The sequence below is a fragment of the Rhizobium sp. MHM7A genome (assembly GCF_005862215.1).
GTDB lineage: Bacteria > Pseudomonadota > Alphaproteobacteria > Rhizobiales > Rhizobiaceae > Rhizobium > Rhizobium bangladeshense.
Window position 1 is genome coordinate 1,303,862 of the sequence record NZ_VCHT01000001.1, and the last position, 20,393, is coordinate 1,324,254.

Here is a 20,393-nt window from a genome sequence, read left to right on the forward strand (position 1 = left end):
AACCTCGCAGTCGACACCAGCTACGCTATCGGAGCGGTCTCTTATGTGAAGCAGGGAACGTGGCAAGACGGCCTCGGCATTGACGCACCGGCAGCGGCCGTCGGTCTCTATACCCCATCGTCGGCACCGATGCAGCCGGTGATGCCCAGGCGTCAAAGACCTTCTCTGTCAATGTGAGCAGAAAAGCCACTGTTCCAAAGGGTGCGGTCGCGGTGACGAATAAAACCGTGGTGATCCAGCCAAAGGATGAATTTGGCAAGACGGCTTCAATCACCTTTACCTGCTCAACGCCCAGGACGCTTTGAAATTGAAAGTGCCAGAACCTCTGCAATGACCTCTGCGTGACCGACCTCAGCCTCCTCGAATGTAGCGTATTTGCGGGTCATTCCCAGGTTACGCCCTTCTTCAAAGACCATGGTTTCAAAAGGCCTCTTGGCCATCCACTCGTTTCCATTGATGATTGTTGCCGCTATGAAAACGGTCGAAATGCGGACGTTCCCGATTTCTTCGAGAGCAATCTGAGCGGAAACGCGGTCTTCGCTCTTGTCGAGGCACCAGTCCAGATAACCTGCCGTGTCAGTACGCACTGGAGTTCGTTCGTCAGGCCCGAGGATAAGATATTCGACCTTGATCCCGGTGTCTTTCAAGGCTTTCTGAACGGCTTCGCGCTGGTCTGGGGTAAGTGGCACTTTTCACTCTCCGATTTGCGCCAAATCCTAACCCCATCGTTCGCTGCGGTCAAAGCCGTAGGCAAGCTAAGCTTGTTGATGAGACAAACTGGCTGACTATCTCCTGGGTCCGGCCATGTCAGCCTGAGCACTCGCCTTGGTTCGCCAAGACTTGAGGGGGCTGATTCCATATTCACGATACCCTTGAGCCTTCAGGTGCTTAACTCTCGTTGATGTGGCAGCAAACTTACTTGCCTCTATGGGGTCGGTAGCACCCTCGATGTTGATCCAGACGATCTTGCCCGGGCCTGAGCGCTTAAATCCAACGCTCATGCCGTAATAGACTTCCTCGTCTTCAAAATGGAACTTAAGGTTTGATAGCAATCGCTCGACGGACTGAACGCCATTCATGAGGCTGTCGAGATGTTGCTCGATATCACGCAATACGCCCTTCGCGAAGGAGCGGCGGGCGGAATCGGATTTCTTCCCGCTTGTCCACCATGACGAGGCCTCGAACTCACTACGGGCGGCGGCGATGAGATTGAGGGCCTGTTGGCGTTCACTTTCAAGCATGAGGAATTCTCCTGGCACTTGAGCCAGTTTACTCCATACCTTGAACGATACAATGCCTGCTGGCGGGGCTGACATCCGGGTAGAGCACGAAAGACAAGAGGCGGGTTGAAAGGCTGCGAGCGAACAGAAGGTTTCGCTCGCTTAGTTAGGTTATTTCACCCCGAAGGCAGCCTTCAGTTCCGCAGGGTCGTGACCTTCTCGTCAACGACAAACCCGACCTCGTAGTCATCCTGGTAGGCAGCAGCGCGAACTATACCGTCCTCCGAGACCTTATAGATTTCGAGCATCGCCGACATGCCCACGTACTGGTCCAATACCCGGAACTGACCAACCTGAGCACACGGCCGCTTGGAGATAGCACTGGCTTCACCGTCAAACAGGTATCCGTTTGGAAGACACCAGTGATCAGGTTTAACCCCTAATATGAGGCGGGCCAGCCTTCCCTGATTCAAAATGAATCCTTCATTTTACATTTTGAATCACGGACAACTGCATCTTTTAACTGCCCCTTGTAATCGTTCGAGACCTTTGTAATGTGCGCGAATAGGGGGTCTAAATTCGATGCACAAATCAAAGCTCGATCTGTTTCGTGAAGCCGTGAAGCAAAGGGATAACGATGAAGCTATCCCTTTAGCCGGTATGATCATAGATGTCCTTGGTGACAAAACTCCCCAAGATGTTTTTAGGTTCTTGGATAAGGCGGCAAAAGACGATCAACTCGCAGCTATCGTCTGCGCAACGAGCTTTTTCTTTCGTGAGCAACCGAAGCCGGGACACAGAGCGATGCTCCTGCGTCGGGCAGCACGCGGATATGACGATAATCTGGCTGGGAACGCTTATTTCGCACTTGCCGCCGAATGCCTTGTCGATGGCGGTAAGCCACGACGGGCTATAGACGCGTTGGAGCGCGCGGTGGAACTCGGCCATCTCGACGCCCACGTGCGCCTCGCGAAAGGGTACGAAACGGGGATGTATCGGAATCGGATAAACCTGGAACGCGCCTGGGAACTTCTCGAAGAAGCCGTCGAGGAGGATTATGGACCTGCCAAGCTTGCTTTGGCGGAATTCATTTTTGCTCACGGCATACATGATAGTGATTACGATCCGCGCGAATTGCTAGTCGAGGCGGCAGAGGACGATGTTCCGGGGGCGGTTGAACTGTTGATGCAGTTCCAGGCCTCTGCTGAAACGATCAAAAGGCACGCAAAGAAACTCGACAATCCTGTCATTCCAAGAGACGAAAGCAGGCCAATGGCGATCCGGAGTGCCCTGCTCAATGAATTCCATATGGAGGCGGACGCTATCGAGGCGATGGTTGCCGCCTGGCATGGATTCCTTTCGTGGTCTGAACTGATAGCCTATGCTCTGAACGAGAATGCTCCGGAAGGCATATTTGACGAAGATTGCGGAACGGAAGAGCTAGAAGATCGGAGACGGACACAGGTTTTGATTGCTGGCCACTATATCGACGCTCCGGACTATGTTCTGGAACTAATAGTCACACTCCTGCAGCCAACATCGAGGACACACAAGCCATCACTGCGGAATCTGGATCGCTTGATCGGGAACGCGGATGATTAGCCGTCGACTAGCTGGTTTGCAGCTTGCAGGCGCTTTTCGTGAATGACATCGTAGATTTACTCAATCTTCAGGTCGCCAGCGTAAGGGGAAAGCATGACGCCAAGCTGACGGTCATTCTGATCCCGCAAAACCAGAGTCTGCCAGCTGCCGCGCGGTGTCAGTTCAACGCGGTCGATTTCATGCCAGGCGACAAATTGCTTTGAATCCGGAGATGAAGAGACGGAAAAGTAGATACCCTTATCTCCAATCGCCGCCACATAATTGACAGCTCCGGTCAAAATGGTAGTGCAGCCTGGAATGCGCCGTCCGAGCATGACTTCAACAATGACCCAGACGTCTTTAAGCATCGGTACGAGATGGAACGACAGTCCAACCATTGCAACGACGAGACCCGCACAAAAGCCCACGCGCACATAGAACTTCAGAGGTTCCTCGGTAGAGACAAAGCCTCCCGATACGGAAAACAAGATCGACCCCACCAAGCAAATGAAGGAGCAGAACCATAAAACCTTCGCCAGTTCGAAAGCCAGCGCAGCGATCAACTCACCAGGTGATAGATAAGCGCTCTGCGTGAAGCCCTTCATTGCGTCAGGCGAGATCGTGATCTCCGCAAAGGCTTTGTCTTCATTTCGAAGGGTGGCAGAACGAACATTTTCAAGCTTCCCGGACAGTGATCCAAGAAGATCGACCTTCAATCGGCCTGGAATCTCATAGAGATCGAAGACAGGCAGGCGGACGTTGGAAACATTGGATGTCATGAAATTGTCCGTCCGAATTCAGAGGCCATAACCAGAGAGAAGCGCGGCGTTCAGCCGACCGATCATGCGCTCCAGATCGGCCTTTTCCCACACCAGGAACAATTGATTCTCGTCGAATAGCCCGTCGCGAGCGGTACACTCGTAATCCAAGGGCGGCGAAACGTTCCCCTCAAGCATCGACGACATCACATCCGCCCAATCCCCGCCGTCATTCACATCCTCAAAATTGGGAAGCAATTCTTGGACGATGAAGTCGCTCCCGACCGTGTCTTCCTTGATGCAAATGGCACTATCATATCCAAGATCGATATGGGTACCATCAGCCGGTTGTGCGGGGAACTTCACAAACACAGTGCCAGCGGGCATTGCAAGGAATTCTTGGCGATCAACGATGCGCATTGATGGTGATCCTATCCTAAATTTTCTCCTCCAATTTAGAGGATTACGCCCGGGAAACAAGGATTCAAACGAGACAGCGACAGTGATCGTCGACCTTTTAGTGGTTCACGGCCTCACCTTCAACACACTGCGAACATTCAAAAAAGACGATTAAACCGTCTGAACAACTACCGCTGTGATGACAACGACGATCCAGGTAGAGGCGACAGCAAGAGCGAGAAGCACCATTCTAAAATCCTTTGGAGAACGCATTAGGAAAATCATCCGTCCTCCAATGAGATTTGGCAATAGAGATCGCACGCGGGTGAACGTTGCGGCCGAAATAATGCAGTCGGATAATGGCAGAAAACTGAGGTCGTATTATATGTTAGCCACGGCAATCAATTTCGAAGGCGCAACCAGAGACGGAGCGCAGCACATCAACCACCATCTGGAAACTGCAAACAAGAAAGTCAGAGAACTCCTCGAAAATGCAGTGAGGGCTAATCACGAAAGCGTACGTTTCCTGATCTTGAGAGACGGAAAGTGGTTCTCGACCAATTGGAAAAAGAGGCAGTATTACTACAAATTCATGAAGTTCGATAAGGTCGGCCGCTTTGGAGAGGCTGTCTTCAACTCAATCGCCTGCGGGCTCGCTGTACCGATTGTTGCAGTGGTTGCATTCAAGGAGCAGGGCTTAGGATACTTGGCCTCACTTATACACTACAGTGTGCTCCCCACGTTTGCGGCGGTGACCACCTTCTGCTTCACCAACGCTTATCGCGATTGGAAGGATTTGAAGGCGGAACACAAAAAATTCGGTTACGCGTTCGAGTTCATGAAAGATATCCCTCAAGATTTGCTGCATCGAGGTTGGGCCGCTACTGAGCAGGCGCTGTACATGTTGGAAATTGGGAAGGATAAGGATGAGCCAGTAGTGAAACGGCTTCCATGGTCTGAAATCCTCGCCAGCATCTACGTCAACGAAGATGAATTTGAGGGCATCCGCTTGCTTGACGGAAAAGGAGAGTACATTCAAGGCATCAACTCCCCTCGTGAAGATAAGGGCGCAGCCATGCCAATGGTCGCCGCCTACATTCGATCAAAAATCGCTGAACAAGCAATCGGCATGCCGTGATGGGATCATCCGGAGTCGAAGGATGCCAAAGGTGCAAAAGCTCCAGCTTACGAGGCTCTGTTAGCGAAACGAGAAGCCAGACACCGACGTAATTTCTGACTCTTGCTCTATCTCACGCTCGTTTGCGCGTCGCTCGACCTCGGCGACGACAGCAGGCATCCCATTCCTGCGTTCCCTGGAGAGCTTGTCGTCGGACCATCTGGATGGGTCGCAGGAGAAATCGTCGTAACGTTTCTGGACAACATGAGGTACAGTGGCTTGCGGCTCGCTTTCACCTATGCGCCGTTCGTATTCGGCGACGACAGCAGGCATGCCGTTCCGGCGCTCTCTTAAGAGCTTGTCCTGCGACCATTTCGAAGGGTCACATGAGAAATCGTCGTGCTTGGCCATACGGTGCTTCCTTTCGAATGTTAGAGCGAGGCTTAGATAGCCGGAGCGAGCGTCGGCTCTGCTTCCATCGCTAACCGGATGGCGCTCACTCGTCCACTGAGGGTTCCTTCGGGTGAGCCGATAAGCAAGCGAGGGTCATTGCCATCACGACCGATGACCGACGCAATTCGCTCAAATGCAGCCGCATCGGTTCGACGAGTCCAAACAAGAGCCAGTGTGTCCGGTCTGGAAAGGATATCCTTGGCGCGCTCAGAGCGATCCTGCTTGAAATCCAATCGGTGAAAATGAACCCATTTTGTCTCCTCATCGGGAAATTTCCAAGGGAGGGGCCAGTCATAGTCGCGTCTCTCAGCAACGGCATACGGCACCCGCGACAATGCGTCACCGGTCGGGATGACTACAATGGAACCAACCTCTGGTTCGAGCTTCCGCACATGAGAAACGAGATCATACGGACCCATCGATTTATGGACGGGGCAGGTGTCAGGTATCGAGGTAGAGCTTTCAAAGGTCGAGGATCGATAGTCCGTCAGAAACTGCTTGTATGGAGCCTTCGAGGGCTCGTGCGCCCAAGCGGTAGAGACCTTTATGATAGCTGACAGATCGGAAATTCGCTTCTCCAGGGCGATGGCCTCAGGATCGGACGAGGTGACGTGGTTGAATTCCATCGCCTGCTTAAGCGCGTGTTTGAGCCGATCACGCTCAGTCCGACCGTTTTCGAGGATATGAAAAACGGACGGGTTTGATTCCAATTCTTCCGAGACGATCTCCTTGGCGATATCGAATTCATTTTGAGAAACCGAGCCGTGAAGCCTGTAAGGAATACTGATCAGCTGCATAGAAGACGTCAGATGAACTCCGAATTGAACGGAACCCCGCTTTCCGTTGTCGTGTTCGAAGTAGACACCGTAACCTGTTTCCCAAGCTGATCCTTCGGCCTGAATTTTGAAGTCCTTGCCAGCTCTTCCGATAATTCTCTGCAACGGAGTTCTCCCGCTTGGTTTGAACTACGTTAACTGCAGGTGTCGCATAACTCCAGGACGGAAGCATCGTTTCGTTCTGCGACCGCTGCGTGGATCGACGGCGTGATCGTCATGTTAGAACCAACCACCGAGAACACCCCGGCTCCGTAATGAACGGATCATAGCTCTGATGAGTTGTCGACGGTCGTGCTGCGACATCGAGCAAGTAGTTCCAATCGCAAACGATTGACCTGGTTCTGGCAGGCCTACAGGGCGAATACCGCCGACTTTCGCCTTGTCGATCCTCCGGCCGATTTCCTTTGCCCACTTGGCATGCGGAGCTTGAACTCTGTGCGCAGAAAGTCGGTGGATGACACTCATTTTCTATGGAATTGGTAATAAAACCTGTCCTTACAAGATGATCGAAAGTCTCGTTGAACCTGTTCACTGAAGCCACTAGAAGGAATTCAACAACCGGTGGAAGGTGTGGCGGGAATGCACCAATTAACCGCGATGTAAACCATATCAGAGGATTTGCTAAATAGCCGTTGCGCGCAGGAGCTTCTAGAAATAAGGAGAGCGCAAATTCTAGTCACTCGGTCCCGAAGGGACAATTTTATGCTAACCGGCACGTCGATGGTAACGCGGCACACCCAGAAAGAGCTTCTGGATTCGGCCCTCTACGGAGGAGCCGCGCTTCACATATGCATCGCGATTTTCCTTCTGACTTCTGGCGTAAACTATGTGGTGACGGCGGATCGCACGTTCCTATGTATTCCGCTATTTGCGATGGTGGCGTATGCCTATTGGCTTCGAGCGATCTCTAACCATGTGGAAAGAAAAGCAAAATTGGCTGCGGTATCGGGCGTTCGGTCTGGGGAAGATCGATGCATAAATGGGCCGGTCGCCGCTTTGCTAAGCTTGGGTATCGTGGGCGTCTATAGCACGTACTTTCACCCAAATTCTATTTCCACGACCATATCACTTGGCCTTATCACCAGCAGTTGCCTGGCGGTTATAGGTCGAAATTTCGGCCCCCTGAAGTGCGCGATCTGCACCGTGCTGGTCTTCGGCATTCCGATAGCAATTGGTCATACTGACGCAAATATGATGAACACTGGGTTCTACATTGTCCTGGCTGGTCTCTGTCTTAAGGAGGTCCATTCAAAATCCACGCAAGCAGCCCGATACGTTCGGTCTCTCCTGGTCAGCGCGCTGTCTGCCATTCGCTACTCTGGCATCACCTCCCGTCGTTTCGACGTCGCGATTTCAAGCATGCCCAATGGCCTCATCATAGTGGACGGGGAGGGCAACGTGGCCGTCATCAATGCGAGCGCTGCTGAGGCTCTGAGAATTGCACCGTCATACAACGGCAAGCTCGATGTGGCGTTGGCGAGTGTTTTTGATGAAGCTGACGTGGCTTGCATCTCCCTCGAACTGGCGATCTCCGTTTTCGACAAGAACAATCCTGATATCCGCGAGTTCGAGGCGAAAACGACGGATGGTCGATGGCTGCAACTCGAATTCCGCAAGCTGGACCGGCCTGACGATTTTCTTTTTGAAGGAGATACGGGCGGCGATAACGATAGTGCGGCCGTCCTTATCATCCAGGACATCACCGAAAAGGTGAAAAGCAAGAACGAACTTCAACTTGCCGCACGCTTCGATCAATTGACAGGTATCGCAAACCGCTCCTGGTGGGAAGCTGTCACCTATGAGAAAGTGGGTGCGCTACGGCCATCGGACATTGTGGCTCTCTGCCTCCTGGACGTGGACCGCTTCAAATTGATTAACGACACCCTTGGTCATCACATTGGGGATCAGGTTATTTCAGGTGTAGCCTCCCGACTCGGTTCGATCTTGGATGATCGGATGGTGATTGGTCGCCTTGGAGGCGACGAATTTGTCGTAATGTTCGCAGGACTGAAAACCGAAGACGAGGCGGAAGGGCTGTTCAATCTTGTGTTTTCGCTGATCTCGTCGACCTACGTTATAGGGGACTACAAGATCGACGTTCGTTGCAGCGGGGGTGTAATCGTCACCTCGAAGCGCGATCTCAGTCTGTATGAAGACATGAGCCGAGCCGATATGGCGCTGTACAAGGTAAAACGGAACCCAAACCCAGTCGTGGATGCTTTTCGACGATGCCATGGAGGAGGAATACGTCGCGACAAGCCGAATTAAGCAAGACCTTAAAGGTGCTATCGCCGAGGGTGCTCTCCAGGTTGTCTATCAACCAATTTTCGACGTCTCGGGTCAGAATATGATGTTAACGGAGGCGCTATGCCGCTGGGAACACCGCGAGGCAGGGTATATATCTCCGTCACAATTCGTCGAAATGGCAGAAGAAATTGGTGTGATCGGGAAGCTTACGGAATATGTGCTTCGGACAGCCTGCAGGGACTGCAAGGCCTGGGGTGCAGACGTTGGCGTGTCCGTCAATCTATCTGCGCTTGATCTGGCACGTGATGACATTGTTGGCATGATCAGAAACGCGCTCGATGATTTCGACCTCGATGCATCGAAACTATGCATCGAGGTGACGGAAACCGTCTTCGTGAAGGACTTCACAAAAACAGCCACAACGCTCAAGATACTCAAGTCGATGGGCGTCAAGACATCTCTTGACGACTTCGGTACCGGATATTCTTCGCTCAGCTATCTGGACAGACTGCCCCTAAGCCGTGTGAAGATCGATAGATCGTTCATCCTCGACATCGTCGATGACCCAAAGGCTCAGAGACTATTCAGGGGCGTTGTAAGCCTTGCAAAGGAACTTGAGTTCGACATCATCGTTGAAGGAGTCGAGGGGGCTGAACAGCTCGCTTATATTCGTCATGTCGAAGGTGTCGACATGATCCAGGGTTACGTTTTCTCCAAAATTCTGACTGCCTCGGATATGATCGCGCGTCGAGAATCAAGATTTGCCAAGCCCAGCGGAGGCCCCTTGCTGAAGCTTGTGGGAACTTCAAGGTCGCTAGAGGCGGTTTAACTCGTCGTTAGCAGGATTGACCGCCGAAACTGCGCTTTTGTCGCGGGAGCCGTTCTTATGTTGGCTATCCGGAATATCCGGTTGAAGCAGTATTAAGAACATCTTCATCATAACCGGATTCGGCGGTTGACCATTCCGTAAGCGGCTGGCAAAACAACAAGAACATTTGATGAACATCCGGTGCGCAGCTGAAATATCTCAAGGCATATAGGTTCAAGCTTTATCCAAACAAGCAGCAAGCCAACGCCTTTGCGCGACATGCTGGTGCATGTCGATGGCTGTGGAATCATCTGCTGGCCCTACAGAAGCAACAATACGCCGCGACGAATACGTTCATCTTCTTCCACGATATGTCGAAGATGCTGCCAGGCCTAAAGGAAAAATACGAATGGCTGGCGGAAGCCCCGAGTAACAGCTTAGTGCGGGTCTGCCGTAACCTCGATCTGGCGCTCAAGAAGTGCTTCAAGGAGGGAGCAGGTTTCCCTCGCTTCAAAGTCAGGGGCAGAAGCCGTGAATCCTTCTACGTCATCAACCAAGCACTGCATATTGAAGAGGATCGGAACAAGGTCTTCCTGCCAAAGACCGGCAAGGTCAAATTCCGGGCGGGCCGTCTTCCCGAAGGCGTTATCGCTGGCGCGAACGTCGCCTGGACCGGCAGAGGCTGGGAGTTGACCATCCAGTGCAAGATCGAGGCTGACGTTCCCGTTGTCGTTCCCGATCCAGAGACAGTTCTTGGCGGTGACTTCGGATTGAAGGAATTGCTGGTCCGTTCAGACGGCGTCAAGATCAAGCCGCCAAAGAGCCTTGCACGCCGCACGAAAGGCGGCAAAACAGGGCGCGTCAGGCGCGGCTTGTGGGCCGCCTCCATGCCAAGGTTCGCGACACTCGTCGCGATGTTCAGCACAAGACCACATCAACTCTGGTCAGAGACGCCTCGGCTGTGGTTACGGAAAATCTCAACATTAAAGGGCTGGTGAAGAACCGCCATCTTGCCCTGTCCATCTACGATGCTGGCTGGGGCGAGATGAACCGGCAGATTGCCTACAAATGCGAGTGGGCGGGCAAGCAGCACATCAAGGCCGGTCAGTTTGAACCAACGACGCAAACCTGCTCTGCGTGTTATTTGAGAAAAACAGGAGACGACAAGCTGCGTCTCCACAATCGCACCTTCCGGTGCGACTGTGGTCTGGTCATTGACCGGGACCTCAATGCGGCGATGAACCTGCGCCGCCTCGGGCTCCAGGCCCTTGGACTACAACATGTCAATCAAGACGTAGGGCAGGCTATGCCCGAACGAGCTTTGCGGCGGCGTCGTCGCAAGGCTGACGCCTGTGGAGAGGCCTCTGGCGGGAGGGCTGCATCAGCAACCCTTAGTCATGCTTCGCGGAGACAGGAACCGGCTCGAAGTTCAACCGAACTTTCCGGATAGCCCGACATTGGAGGCATTCGAGAAGGAGTGGGGGTTGCGGCCTGCCCGGTGAACTGACGCTCGATAATGCGTCTTATCGTTCAACTCGCAATGATGAAAAGCGCGTCCGGACTGAGGGCCGATTAACTATTAATGATTGATCAACCATACCCCACGTTGCAAAACCCTAGGTACCCATGCCACACATAATCTATACGTTGGCGATACTCCGGGGCGGCCTATTATGGACATTGATTCAAGTGAAGACTTTCAGAAGATAGATGTAGCAAACAAAGCCACACGGCAGATTGGGCTCGTGCGCAAGGATTGCCTGGAGCAGGGTATCGTCGATGTTGAGACGGTGGCGGAAGCCTACCACGCGGTTAAGCTCGATCAAGCGAAAACAGGTATCTGGTGCTACGATAACTTCACCGAAGGCGGAAGTAATTCCAGCGGCCTGGTCAGAAGCAGCGCTCATTTGGGCACTAAGGAATGCATAATCTGGCCAATCAATCATTACCTGGCGCTCAACAGGCATCCTAAGGTCGTCGATGCAGCCATTGACGCAATAAGAACGTTTGGAACGGGTTGCGGGACATCGGCGATGAGTGGCGGGCACAGCAGTCTGCACAAGTTGGCCGAGAAGCGGCTTGCGGACTGGATGGGTAAGGAAGAAGCAATCCTGTTTCCGACAGGATACAGTGCCAACGTTGGGGCTATATCAGCGCTCGCCAAGGGACCATCCTGCTTCATTCTCTTCGACCGCGAATGCCATGCTTCGATCATAGACGGCGTGAAGCTGTCTGGGGCGAAGTTTCTGCCATTTCGACATAACGACGCCGACGATTTGAACCGGAAGCTCGAAAAATATGCCGCCAGCTATGAAAACGTCCTCGTAGTCGTCGAATCCGTTTATTCGATGACCGGTGAAGAAGCCTGTCTGAGGGAAATAGTGGATTTAAAACACCGGCATAATTTTCTCCTCTTTGTTGATGAAGCCCATTCGTTCGGTCTGCACTCCGACCGGACGCTGTGCAATAAACTGGGGGTTACTGAAAACGTCGACTTCGTGATGACTACTCTCTCCAAAAGCACCGCATCCATTGGGGGTGTGGTAGCGACGACGCCAGCATTCAAAACGCTCATGCAGGTGGAAGCCAACGCCTATCTTTTCCAGGCCAGCATTCCACCGTCTGATGTCGCAGCTATCCTCGCCGCAATGGACGTGATCGAGATGGAGCCGCAACTGCTAACTTCGCTGTGGTCGAAAGTCGGCTACATGCGTGGCAAGTTGAAGGGCATCGGCTTTGATACTGGAGAAGGGACCAGCCCGATCATCCCGGTCTTCGTGCGCGATTCCGACACGCTTCTTAAGATGGGGCAGGCGATGTATGAAGACGGCATCTTCACCACGTCTGTCGCATATCCGGTGGTGAAGCATTCGGAAGTTCGCTTCCGCTTCATCCTCAATGAATCGCACACCTACGATCAGATCGACAGAACTCTAGACGTGATGGAAAAGCTGGGACGAAAATTCGGCGTGATCTGACGAGGTTGCGATAACATTTCTCAAGGATCGTCATCGCGCCCACACCTTACCGGGCTCCATTGCGTTCTCGACCATTGACTCACCCTCGAATGGCCTTCGCTATATCGTCTTTCTTAGATCAGCGTTGATCTATGCAAGCGATGGCGAATATGATATATATCATGATAAGCGAGGTGATATATATGACAGACGACGACTGGAAACAGCTTCTTAACACAGTCGCAGAAATTCAAGAGTTTTTCCAGGATGGCCTTGTGTTCATCGGGGGTATTGCAGTCTATGCGCATGCTCTGTCGAAGGAAGAAACGGCTATTTTCGCAGCTCAAAGCCATGACGCAGACTTCATGATTCTGCTTTCAGACTACGCTGATTTACGGGATATCGAGATGCTGACGCCGAACCGGCGTCTGAGCAAACAGCAGTTTGTAAAACAGGGCTTTGAATTCGATGTGTATGTCGAGGGTCAGACGGATTTATGTGTTCCCGTCCAGGAAGCTGTAGCTTTTTCTGAGGTCAAGAGCGGTTTACGCGTCGCGTGTATTGAGCATCTCCTTGTACTTAAAGCGAAAGCTCTTGCGGACCGGCGTGGGACGCCGAAGGGCGACAAGGATGAGGATGACGTAGCGCGGATGCTTTTGGTTGCAGACGGGATTGATAAAGACAAGCTCACAAGGCTTACCGACGACCTGTTGCTTGATCTCCAGAAAGCTGTGAAAGGTGACGCTGCGATGCGGTTGGCCGATGGCAATAGTCACAAAGCGAAGTCACTTCGAATGAAAATAAATGAGAAACTCCAGCAAGTGGAGGAAGCTCATCAACTTAATTATGGTGGACCTACCCCATGATCGACAACGCTGTCCTGGACCTAACTCCTATCAGACCCCCGGCTCTATTGCCCAAAGCTGCAGGTTCATCAGAGCGTTTTGTAGACCTGGTCGCCGACGCAGGTTTCACCAACGTCGTTTCAACCAATGTTTGGCCCGATATCAGGGTGCATGGTGGGAATTTTGATTTCAAAGTCGCGCGACCCGGCCACCCCGTCTATTGCATCGCTGGCGGGAACCTGCCAGCAGCTAAAGAAGCGAGAGCACGAGAGATATTGAGAAGGCTAGCGTACGGCTTTCACGATTGGGCAGCGCGTGAGACAGTAGCCAGATATCATCGCGATTTGAAACGTAAGATCGGCCAAGATTACGCCAGCAAACCGATCCCGGTTTCGGTCCGCCTTCGTCGTTTCCTTCGAAAAAACCCGGGGGCGACGATTGGTGAGATCGCCACAGCGACAGGCATGGCCCAACCTAACGTGTCTCGCGGGATCAGCAGCTTGTCGGATCAAGGCTTGGTTAAAGTGGAAAGATTTGGAAGAGAAGTCAGATGTAGTCTCATAGAACCTACTCCAGTGCCGGAAGTCGAAGAGACCAGTCGATTCGGGCTCGGAAAGTAAATAGCATACACGCCTCGTGCGTGCTCCATGGAGCTGGCCGCGCACGGCATACTGACCAGATGAGCCGACTGTGGCCAACCCTTGATAATGCACATTGTCGGCGTCTGTGCCTCATGTCGTTTGCTGCATTTCGAAATGAGCCACTTTTACAAAAAATTTGGTCGAGACAGTAAGAGGCTCGTGGAGTTGATCCAGCGAGGAAACCGAACATGCAAGAAAATAAGACGACTTGGCGTGACGCCGTCGGCAACACACGAGCATGGAAGTACGAGCACGCGGATCAAGTCCTGGCGATGGTGCGACCAGATAGATTGGAACGTGCCATCGAATACGCGTACGAAAACCATTGCGACATCTTCTATGCACTCGACGCAGTCAAAAGGGAAGAGAAGAAGCCCGTTACGGACGACGGAAGCCATGGCGTTCGGCACTCCCGCCACGACGTCAGGGCGAGGAGCGAAACACGAGGCGGTACAACCACCCGCCCAGCCTCGCTCCGGAAGATGTTGAAATGGGCTGCCTTCGCCACGTACCAATCGGATCGAAAATCACGGGCACGGGCGAAGGCAAGAAGTCGTCGGTTAGATGCCAATCTCGTTCGAGAGCTTCAGAATCACTGGGCGTTTCATTGTAAGTCCTTTTCAAGCCTGGTGTTGCCTGTCTCTAGCATGAGTCCAGGCGGCGAATTTTTCAATCAAAATCGAAGGCTGCACTAACAGAACCTTGCAGGGGACATCCTCGATCCATCCCTCAGTCGGGAGGACAAGAACCAGCGAATCTGTCTTCGTACAGAGCTGTTCGGCCCCTTTCCCCGCTGTCGCAGCCAGCGTTCCCCATCGATTTCATGGCCAAAACTCTAAATCGCAATTACGCTATTACTGGTACGGACCCGAACGGGAATAAGCCTTAAAGGCACTCCAATTTCGGAAAGCGCCGACAGTGATGACGTGCTAGGGCAAAAAGCACTCGTTCCCATTCGAAAATCAGAAAACAGCGTTGATCGTTACCCTTACTCCGATCACTAGCTACCCAGCAAAACTTGGCTACGTTGAATGGGAAAAGGAAGGCCTCATCATCGAAGGGTGGCCAGTTCAATTTCTTCCAGTGGCTGATGCTTTGGATGAAGAATCCCTGACCGGTGCCTTGGAGGTTTCTGACGCATTCGGCGGAGATGACGAAATAATCACCCGCATTCTCCGTCCAGAGCATGTGATCGCAACGGCATTGCGCACTGGTAGATCAAAAGATTTCGTGAGAGTTGGCGACTTTATTGACCAAGAGAAAGTGGACCTACAGGCCTTGAAAGGCGTCGTTGAGCGGCATTCGCTTGAACCGCAGTGGCAAGAATTTTGCCGCAAGATTAGAAGAGACGATATTTTAGATGTAGATTTAGCGCCATGACAGACCCAAGCGAATTCACCAGAGATGCAATTCTGCAACGCAAGGCGGAGGCTCTCATCGACGAGCTAATTTGTCTTTTGGTGAGAAGATGAGGATTGTTGAAGGGCTCCGCGAAAGGATGAAGCCGTTTCGTGGCATCCGAGAACGGCTGGATCGAGCCCGCAAAGATCGAACAGCCGCAAAGCAGGCCTTAGCAGAGCCCGAACGTTGAGAGCTTTAAAGCCTAAACGTTTATTGACGTGCAGATTGCGGTCGAAGATCGTCAGCGGAGCGCGGTGCTTTAGCCAGCGGCGTATTCGGAACCTTCACTCGATATCAGCACTATTCAACCTGAACAGTCGTCCTTCCGGGTGTCTCTCTGACCCGCATTTCATCAACAGCGGCCTGATAAGCTCGTGGATAGCTAATGCCGCGACGAACGTGATATCTGAGGCTCATCATCGCGTCGAAGGTCAATTGCTCTAGATCAGCGTCCTCAACAAGGCACCCGTCGCCTGGCCTGGGGCCAGATCGACTTCGGCGCGCACGAGCTTTCTTGCCAGTAGCATCGACGATTCCAAACGCCCCATGGCTCCGGTTTCCTTTTGATCTGACAACTTACATTCTCGGTGCGGCCGGTTCATCAGCCAGCTCATCGTCCTGACTGGCCGCCAAAGCTTGTGCAAGTGCTGCGGGGATCGCGCCATCGTGCTTAACGATGTAGCCAGCCTCCTCCAAAGCAGCGGTGAATTTCACCGGATTATCCGCATCCCTGAACTGAGCGATATAAGAGGCTCGGGAAAAATTGCCCTCGAAACCAAAGCGCTTAAACAATCGGTTCAACTGCTTGAACTGGTTGTCGGACATCATTGGCTCTTGCGAGTGACGGAAAGCCTGCGCGCCACTGGAAATCGACCCGTAAGCTTCATCTCTCCAGCTAAGAGTTATGGTGAACTGTGTCTTTGCCATGTCAGGCTCCTCATTATGACGATTTAGCCTATGCAGACATTCCGCAATCGACAATCAGCCGAGCCAAGCGTGAGCTAAGACATAGAGCTGTTAGATCGAGAAGCTCGTATTGATGGCGGGAAGTGGCTGCTAATGGGCCTATGCTTAACCACTCTGGACCAGGCATTCAGCAACTTACATCTTGGGCGCGGCCACCGGCTCAAACTTCTCGTTCACTGCTTCAATGATACCATTCAGCGTGTCCAGCTGGTTCTGGATTGCGTCACCCCATTTCTGCCTCTTCGAAGGCTCGATACCCTTAAGGGCATACATATCCTCGGCTATTCGGATTATCGTGTGGTTGACCCACCCAATGTCCGATCTTTTGGTGCGAGTGATAAATGTCACCCGGCCCGGGTATAGCCCCACCCCGGAACTTCGCAGTTTCATCCGGGAACATCCGGACCAAACCGACAGGCGAAGGACCATTGGTCCGTCGCAACGGAAGTTCCTCGGGGTTTGGACCGCCCGAGACCATTCCAGAGGATCGAGACTTGTGTCTCGTCCGCCTGTGCGCTGCAAGCGCCGCTTTGTATCTGACGTTCAGCGTCCGCCACGGCGACCATACATGTCTTCCCTCGATCCTTGCAGGCCGGGAAAGAGTGACATGACCACCGTCGTCGAGGGGAAGAATGATCTTCCCCTCGATAGGCTTTGGCATTCTTTCAGAAAAACCCATTGCTCGCCGAGCAATAGATAGCGCAGCGGCCGTATGAACGCTCAAGCCGTAACGGCGAGCGAATTTCGTGCGGCCAATCAAGGACGTGAAGGCAGGGTTGACCTGCCTCAGGCAAACGGTATTGCGAGCGCAGGCTGATGCCAGCGCTCGCTGGAAAGACGAATAGCCGAGGGACGACAACATGCGCGCATAACGCGGGCTAGTGTCGGATGTCAGCTGCGCCTTCTTTGTGGCGAAGTCCAGGTCTTCAGCAACGACAGGAACGTGATACTTTGTCGCTAGGTCGATGATCTGTTTTGCGACTTTTCGCGTTAGGTCCAAAGCTTGATCTGACGACAGGCCATGGGTGACCATCGGGATGGTCCAGCTGCGAATCGGATTGCCGAACCGGTCGACCAAGGTCAGCGCCACGCTGTCCGCGTTCAGGTCGATGCCCAAGCAGCCGCGATTATCGTCGAATTTCACCGACGCCGTCGGCTGTTCAATTGTGACATGCACCTTCCAGCTGGTGTCGTCGCGAACAAACCTCACAGTCAGCGGCTGTTGGCGTGCCAGCGCCGCGACAATGGCGTCGTGACCATGGTTGAAGCTGATCTTGCGGAAGGTGATGAAGGAATGGTTCGATGTTCTCAGGCTTGGCGGGAGCCTTAGCTCCAGATTAAACAATCCATCCTTGCGTAGCTTTAGTCGGGCGACCTCGTTGCCGCCAGTCATATTCGCCACTCCGACAAAGGCGAAGCTGGAGGTCCGCGCCTGTTTCCACGCGCTCTTCCATTCGGTGTGAGACTTGAAGCCGTTGGCTTCAAGTTCGAACTGTTGGCGAAACAGACTTTTCGTCCCGAAACAAATGTGCGGGGGTTCTACGCGAACTTCCGCTCTATGCAGCTGATACTCAAGGCTCGCAAGTTTACGGCGGTGTTGATGAAGGCTGAAGGGTATCTGCTCGATGTCGTTGGCAAATCCTGTGAGCTTCTCAGCGACGATAGATCGCTTATCAAGCAGCACCTTCAGCTTCGCTACCGCCTTTGCCTTCACAGATGGCTTCGACGCAGCTTCGATATTCGCCTGAAGATCGCTGATCCTGCAGGACAGGTCGTCAAGCTTGATCTGGAGTCCTGCCAGGCTCGCCCGAGCCTTTGCGAGACTCTCGGCCTTGTCCTCAATCTGTTTCTTCTTTTGATCGACACGCAGTGTAAGGTCAGCCGCCTGGACCTTTGCAAGCTCCGAAATCGAGCGCAATCGGCTGTCCAGCGAGTCTTTGGCACTCCGGAACATTACTGCCGAAAGGCCAAGCTTGGTGTAAATCTGCCGATATTCGTCGGCTTTCCATTCTTTTCCCGCCGCCAGGAAAGCATGAATTTTCCGCTCTGCGACGCACATCTTCTCAGCGATCTTGCCGAGCAGGTCGGCATGCCTGTCGTCTGCTGCTGATATACGTGTTTCGAATGTGCGGATCATAAATCAATATCTACTGCCTTGGAGTAGATCAAAACATGAACACAGGAATCATGTCAACATACACGCACCCAATCACAGGATTATGGTTAATGAGAATACTCCACACAGACACCAGTCTCTGCAGGCGTGCAATGCACGACGGCCCAGTCTGAACGCCGATTAGGCTCGTTATCGAGCATTGGCTTCAGCCGACGTCTACCGCAGGCCGCAAATTCAGCTACTACAACTAGTAGACAATCTCTAAAAAGCCACAATTGATTCGCTTGAGGCGCGGAACTTCTGCCCTACCTACTTGTTGAACTGCTCAACTAAGACCGAGGAAGGGTCGTTCGATGACTGGCCTTAGAGCCAATTGGAAGGGGTCCATCCGGTTTGGAGAAGTCACCGCTCCGGTAGCCCTTTATACCGCCGCCAGTTCATCTGAACGGATCACCTTTAACATCCTCAATCGCAAGACCGGTAACAAGGTAAAACGTGAGTTCATCGACAGCGGGACCGAAAAACCTGTCGACAAGGACGACCAGGTCAAAGGCTACGAGATCGAGAACGGACAGTTCGTCGTCTTCGACCCTGCCGAGGTGGCCTCCGCAGTCCCTGAAAGCAACAAGACACTGACGGTCCTGTCATTCATTCCACTCACTGAAATCGACGACGTCTACTTCGACAAGCCCTACTATCTCGCGCCAGACAAGCTGGGCGGGGACGTCTTTGCAGCCCTACGTGACGGTATGCGTCGCGCAAAGGTCGCCGCAATCGCCAGGACGGTGCTTTCACGACGAATGAGAACGCTGCTAATCCGCCCTGACGGGGACGGCCTGATCGCGACAACGCTGAACTTTGACTACGAGGTCCGCTCCGCTGACGAAGCCTTCAACGATATGCCAGACCTCAAAATTGAGGGTGAGATGCTCGATCTAGCGAAGCATATCATCAAAACTAAGGTCGGCGAGTTCCACATCGACGAGTTCGAGGACCGATATGAAACTGCGCTCAAGGAACTCGTGGAAGCCAAGATGGAGGGCAGGGTGGTGCCCAAGGTCAAGACACCAACGGTTTCCACCCCGAACGACCTCCTGAAGGCACTAAGGGAGAGCGCCAGCCTCCTGGCTGGGCCGCCCCGACGTGCAGCAGGCGAAAAGAGCGTTAAGGCACACCCTGAACAAGCAGCAAGGCGAAAACCTTCGACCTCACGACGTAAGGCAGGATGACCATGGCCCCGCGCGCCTTCTGGAAAGGCTATTTGAAGCTCTCACTTGTCACTTGCCCGGTACAGATGATGCCTGCAACGAGTGAGAACGAGAAAGTTCGATTTCGGACGCTGAACAAAAACACGACGAACCCGGTCACGAGTCACTACGTCGACTCCGTCACAGGTAAGCCGGTACGAAGCGAAGACGAGGTAAAAGGATACCCGATCTCGGATACCGATTACGTCATGCTGGAAGACGAGGAACTGGAGAACGTCGCGCTGGAAAGCAACCGAACCATCGACATCGACAAGTTCGTCCCGAGAGACAGCATCGATTGGATTTGGCTCGACAGCCCATACTACCTCTCGGTCGAGGACCCGGTCGGTCAAGAGGCGTTTTCGGTAATCCGAGACGCGATGGAAGCTGAAGAGATGGTTGGCATCGCGCGGCTGGTCATTTCCAGGAGAGAACGGGCCGTCATGCTGGAGCCGCGCGGCAAAGGCATTGTCCTCTGGACACTACGGTACGGCGAAGAGGTGCGGGACAAGAACGATTACTTCCAAGGCATTCCTCAAGGCGGTGAACCCGAGTTAGCTCCGTTAATCGACCAGTTCATCGCTCAAGAGACGAAAAAATGGGACAGATCGATGGTGTCTGATCCAGTTCAAAAGCGTCTTCTCGGGATGATCGATCTCAAGCGCAAGCAGATGAAGACAAAAATCAAAACGAGCAAGCCGCAACCTTCACCAGCACCTGATAAAGTCGTCAACATCATGGACGCGCTCAAAAAATCGCTGGAGAAAGACAAAAAGAGCAGTCGCGGACCAAATTGATCGT

20 protein-coding genes are annotated in these 20,393 nt (G+C 53.0%); 11 read left to right on the top strand and 9 right to left on the bottom strand.

What is annotated here, in order from left to right:
* Nucleotides 1–284: 284 nt before the first annotated feature.
* The 3 genes from FFR93_RS07430 to FFR93_RS40755 all read right to left on the bottom strand — a co-directional run bounded on the left by FFR93_RS07430 (nucleotide 285) and on the right by FFR93_RS40755 (nucleotide 1,555).
* The gene (locus FFR93_RS07430) at nucleotides 285–689 is read right to left on the bottom strand and encodes a hypothetical protein (RefSeq protein ID WP_138392704.1); all 405 of its coding nucleotides are present in this window, start codon (nucleotides 687–689) and stop codon (nucleotides 285–287) included.
* A gap of 96 nt (nucleotides 690–785) precedes the next feature.
* Nucleotides 786–1,241, bottom strand: coding sequence for a hypothetical protein (locus FFR93_RS07435; protein ID WP_138392705.1), 456 nt, complete (start codon nucleotides 1,239–1,241; stop codon nucleotides 786–788).
* Between the two features lie 173 nt (nucleotides 1,242–1,414).
* Nucleotides 1,415–1,555, bottom strand: a complete 141-nt coding sequence (locus tag FFR93_RS40755; RefSeq protein WP_171049130.1) for a hypothetical protein — start codon at nucleotides 1,553–1,555, stop codon at nucleotides 1,415–1,417.
* A 247-nt stretch (nucleotides 1,556–1,802) separates the two neighbouring features.
* Here FFR93_RS40755 and FFR93_RS07440 point away from each other — a divergent pair, with 247 nt between their 5' ends.
* Nucleotides 1,803–2,822 carry a hypothetical protein gene (locus tag FFR93_RS07440; RefSeq protein WP_138392706.1) on the top strand — a complete coding sequence of 340 codons (1,020 nt, stop codon included), beginning with the start codon at nucleotides 1,803–1,805 and terminating at the stop codon, nucleotides 2,820–2,822.
* Between the two features lie 56 nt (nucleotides 2,823–2,878).
* Here FFR93_RS07440 and FFR93_RS07445 read toward each other — a convergent pair whose 3' ends face one another.
* Nucleotides 2,879–3,580, bottom strand: a complete 702-nt coding sequence (locus FFR93_RS07445) for a hypothetical protein (protein ID WP_138392707.1) — start codon at nucleotides 3,578–3,580, stop codon at nucleotides 2,879–2,881.
* Nucleotides 3,581–3,598: 18 nt separating this feature from the next.
* Nucleotides 3,599–3,979 (bottom strand): hypothetical protein, encoded by a 381-nt coding sequence (locus tag FFR93_RS07450; protein ID WP_138392708.1) that lies wholly within the window; start codon nucleotides 3,977–3,979, stop codon nucleotides 3,599–3,601.
* Between the two features lie 178 nt (nucleotides 3,980–4,157).
* Here FFR93_RS07450 and FFR93_RS07455 point away from each other — a divergent pair, with 178 nt between their 5' ends.
* Nucleotides 4,158–5,096, top strand: coding sequence for a hypothetical protein (locus FFR93_RS07455; protein WP_138392709.1), 939 nt, complete (start codon nucleotides 4,158–4,160; stop codon nucleotides 5,094–5,096).
* Nucleotides 5,097–5,156: 60 nt separating this feature from the next.
* Here FFR93_RS07455 and FFR93_RS07460 read toward each other — a convergent pair whose 3' ends face one another.
* A complete protein-coding gene (locus tag FFR93_RS07460; RefSeq protein WP_138392710.1) occupies nucleotides 5,157–5,486 on the bottom strand; it encodes a hypothetical protein in 330 nt (109 codons plus the stop codon).
* A 32-nt stretch (nucleotides 5,487–5,518) separates the two neighbouring features.
* Nucleotides 5,519–6,469 carry a hypothetical protein gene (locus FFR93_RS07465; RefSeq protein WP_138392711.1) on the bottom strand — a complete coding sequence of 317 codons (951 nt, stop codon included), beginning with the start codon at nucleotides 6,467–6,469 and terminating at the stop codon, nucleotides 5,519–5,521.
* A 597-nt stretch (nucleotides 6,470–7,066) separates the two neighbouring features.
* Here FFR93_RS07465 and FFR93_RS07470 point away from each other — a divergent pair.
* From FFR93_RS07470 to FFR93_RS07505, 7 genes are all read left to right on the top strand, one after another.
* Nucleotides 7,067–8,632 carry a sensor domain-containing diguanylate cyclase gene (locus FFR93_RS07470; protein ID WP_138392712.1) on the top strand — a complete coding sequence of 522 codons (1,566 nt, stop codon included), beginning with the start codon at nucleotides 7,067–7,069 and terminating at the stop codon, nucleotides 8,630–8,632.
* A complete protein-coding gene (locus FFR93_RS07475) occupies nucleotides 8,598–9,440 on the top strand; it encodes an EAL domain-containing protein (RefSeq protein ID WP_171049131.1) in 843 nt (280 codons plus the stop codon). The genes FFR93_RS07470 and FFR93_RS07475 overlap by 35 nt, the downstream gene beginning before the upstream one ends.
* A 359-nt stretch (nucleotides 9,441–9,799) precedes the next feature.
* Nucleotides 9,800–10,417, top strand: a complete 618-nt coding sequence (locus tag FFR93_RS40760; protein WP_171049132.1) for a transposase — start codon at nucleotides 9,800–9,802, stop codon at nucleotides 10,415–10,417.
* 675 nt (nucleotides 10,418–11,092) lie between these two features.
* Nucleotides 11,093–12,397 carry an aminotransferase class I/II-fold pyridoxal phosphate-dependent enzyme gene (locus tag FFR93_RS07490; protein WP_138392715.1) on the top strand — a complete coding sequence of 435 codons (1,305 nt, stop codon included), beginning with the start codon at nucleotides 11,093–11,095 and terminating at the stop codon, nucleotides 12,395–12,397.
* A gap of 182 nt (nucleotides 12,398–12,579) precedes the next feature.
* Nucleotides 12,580–13,242, top strand: coding sequence for a hypothetical protein (locus FFR93_RS07495; RefSeq protein WP_138392716.1), 663 nt, complete (start codon nucleotides 12,580–12,582; stop codon nucleotides 13,240–13,242).
* Nucleotides 13,239–13,841: a MarR family transcriptional regulator gene (locus tag FFR93_RS07500; RefSeq protein ID WP_138392717.1), complete on the top strand. Its 603-nt coding sequence runs from the start codon at nucleotides 13,239–13,241 to the stop codon at nucleotides 13,839–13,841. Before FFR93_RS07495 ends, FFR93_RS07500 begins: the two co-directional genes overlap by 4 nt.
* Nucleotides 13,842–14,837: 996 nt before the next feature.
* Nucleotides 14,838–15,242, top strand: a complete 405-nt coding sequence (locus tag FFR93_RS07505) for a hypothetical protein (protein ID WP_138392718.1) — start codon at nucleotides 14,838–14,840, stop codon at nucleotides 15,240–15,242.
* A gap of 597 nt (nucleotides 15,243–15,839) precedes the next feature.
* On the opposite strand, the gene FFR93_RS07510 is transcribed toward FFR93_RS07505, so the two are convergent.
* Both FFR93_RS07510 and FFR93_RS07515 read right to left on the bottom strand, forming a co-directional pair.
* Nucleotides 15,840–16,190 carry a hypothetical protein gene (locus tag FFR93_RS07510; RefSeq protein ID WP_138392719.1) on the bottom strand — a complete coding sequence of 117 codons (351 nt, stop codon included), beginning with the start codon at nucleotides 16,188–16,190 and terminating at the stop codon, nucleotides 15,840–15,842.
* 298 nt (nucleotides 16,191–16,488) lie between these two features.
* Nucleotides 16,489–17,943 (bottom strand): IS200/IS605 family accessory protein TnpB-related protein, encoded by a 1,455-nt coding sequence (locus tag FFR93_RS07515; protein WP_171049134.1) that lies wholly within the window; start codon nucleotides 17,941–17,943, stop codon nucleotides 16,489–16,491.
* 755 nt (nucleotides 17,944–18,698) lie between these two features.
* Between FFR93_RS07515 and FFR93_RS07520 the strand changes: the two genes are divergently transcribed.
* Entirely contained in the window at nucleotides 18,699–19,574 is an 876-nt protein-coding gene (locus FFR93_RS07520; protein WP_138392721.1) for a Ku protein, read from the top strand.
* 2 nt (nucleotides 19,575–19,576) lie between these two features.
* Nucleotides 19,577–20,389, top strand: coding sequence for a Ku protein (locus tag FFR93_RS07525; protein ID WP_138392722.1), 813 nt, complete (start codon nucleotides 19,577–19,579; stop codon nucleotides 20,387–20,389).
* The last annotated feature ends 4 nt before the right edge of the window (nucleotides 20,390–20,393 follow it).

Excerpts from the sequence above, each read along its gene's own strand:
- FFR93_RS07435 (WP_138392705.1), bottom strand. The coding sequence starts at position 1,241 with ATGCTTGAAAGTGAACGCCAACAGGCCCTCAATCTCATCGCCGCCGCC.
- FFR93_RS07440 (WP_138392706.1), top strand. The coding sequence starts at position 1,803 with ATGCACAAATCAAAGCTCGATCTGTTTCGTGAAGCCGTGAAGCAAAGG.
- FFR93_RS07445 (WP_138392707.1), bottom strand. The coding sequence starts at position 3,580 with ATGACATCCAATGTTTCCAACGTCCGCCTGCCTGTCTTCGATCTCTAT.
- FFR93_RS07450 (WP_138392708.1), bottom strand. The coding sequence starts at position 3,979 with ATGCGCATCGTTGATCGCCAAGAATTCCTTGCAATGCCCGCTGGCACT.
- FFR93_RS07455 (WP_138392709.1), top strand. The coding sequence starts at position 4,158 with ATGACAACGACGATCCAGGTAGAGGCGACAGCAAGAGCGAGAAGCACC.
- FFR93_RS07460 (WP_138392710.1), bottom strand. The coding sequence starts at position 5,486 with ATGGCCAAGCACGACGATTTCTCATGTGACCCTTCGAAATGGTCGCAG.
- FFR93_RS07470 (WP_138392712.1), top strand. The coding sequence starts at position 7,067 with ATGCTAACCGGCACGTCGATGGTAACGCGGCACACCCAGAAAGAGCTT.
- FFR93_RS07475 (WP_171049131.1), top strand. The coding sequence starts at position 8,598 with ATGGAGGAGGAATACGTCGCGACAAGCCGAATTAAGCAAGACCTTAAA.
- FFR93_RS40760 (WP_171049132.1), top strand. The coding sequence starts at position 9,800 with ATGCTGCCAGGCCTAAAGGAAAAATACGAATGGCTGGCGGAAGCCCCG.
- FFR93_RS07490 (WP_138392715.1), top strand. The coding sequence starts at position 11,093 with ATGGACATTGATTCAAGTGAAGACTTTCAGAAGATAGATGTAGCAAAC.
- FFR93_RS07495 (WP_138392716.1), top strand. The coding sequence starts at position 12,580 with ATGACAGACGACGACTGGAAACAGCTTCTTAACACAGTCGCAGAAATT.
- FFR93_RS07500 (WP_138392717.1), top strand. The coding sequence starts at position 13,239 with ATGATCGACAACGCTGTCCTGGACCTAACTCCTATCAGACCCCCGGCT.
- FFR93_RS07510 (WP_138392719.1), bottom strand. The coding sequence starts at position 16,190 with ATGGCAAAGACACAGTTCACCATAACTCTTAGCTGGAGAGATGAAGCT.
- FFR93_RS07520 (WP_138392721.1), top strand. The coding sequence starts at position 18,699 with ATGACTGGCCTTAGAGCCAATTGGAAGGGGTCCATCCGGTTTGGAGAA.
- FFR93_RS07525 (WP_138392722.1), top strand. The coding sequence starts at position 19,577 with ATGGCCCCGCGCGCCTTCTGGAAAGGCTATTTGAAGCTCTCACTTGTC.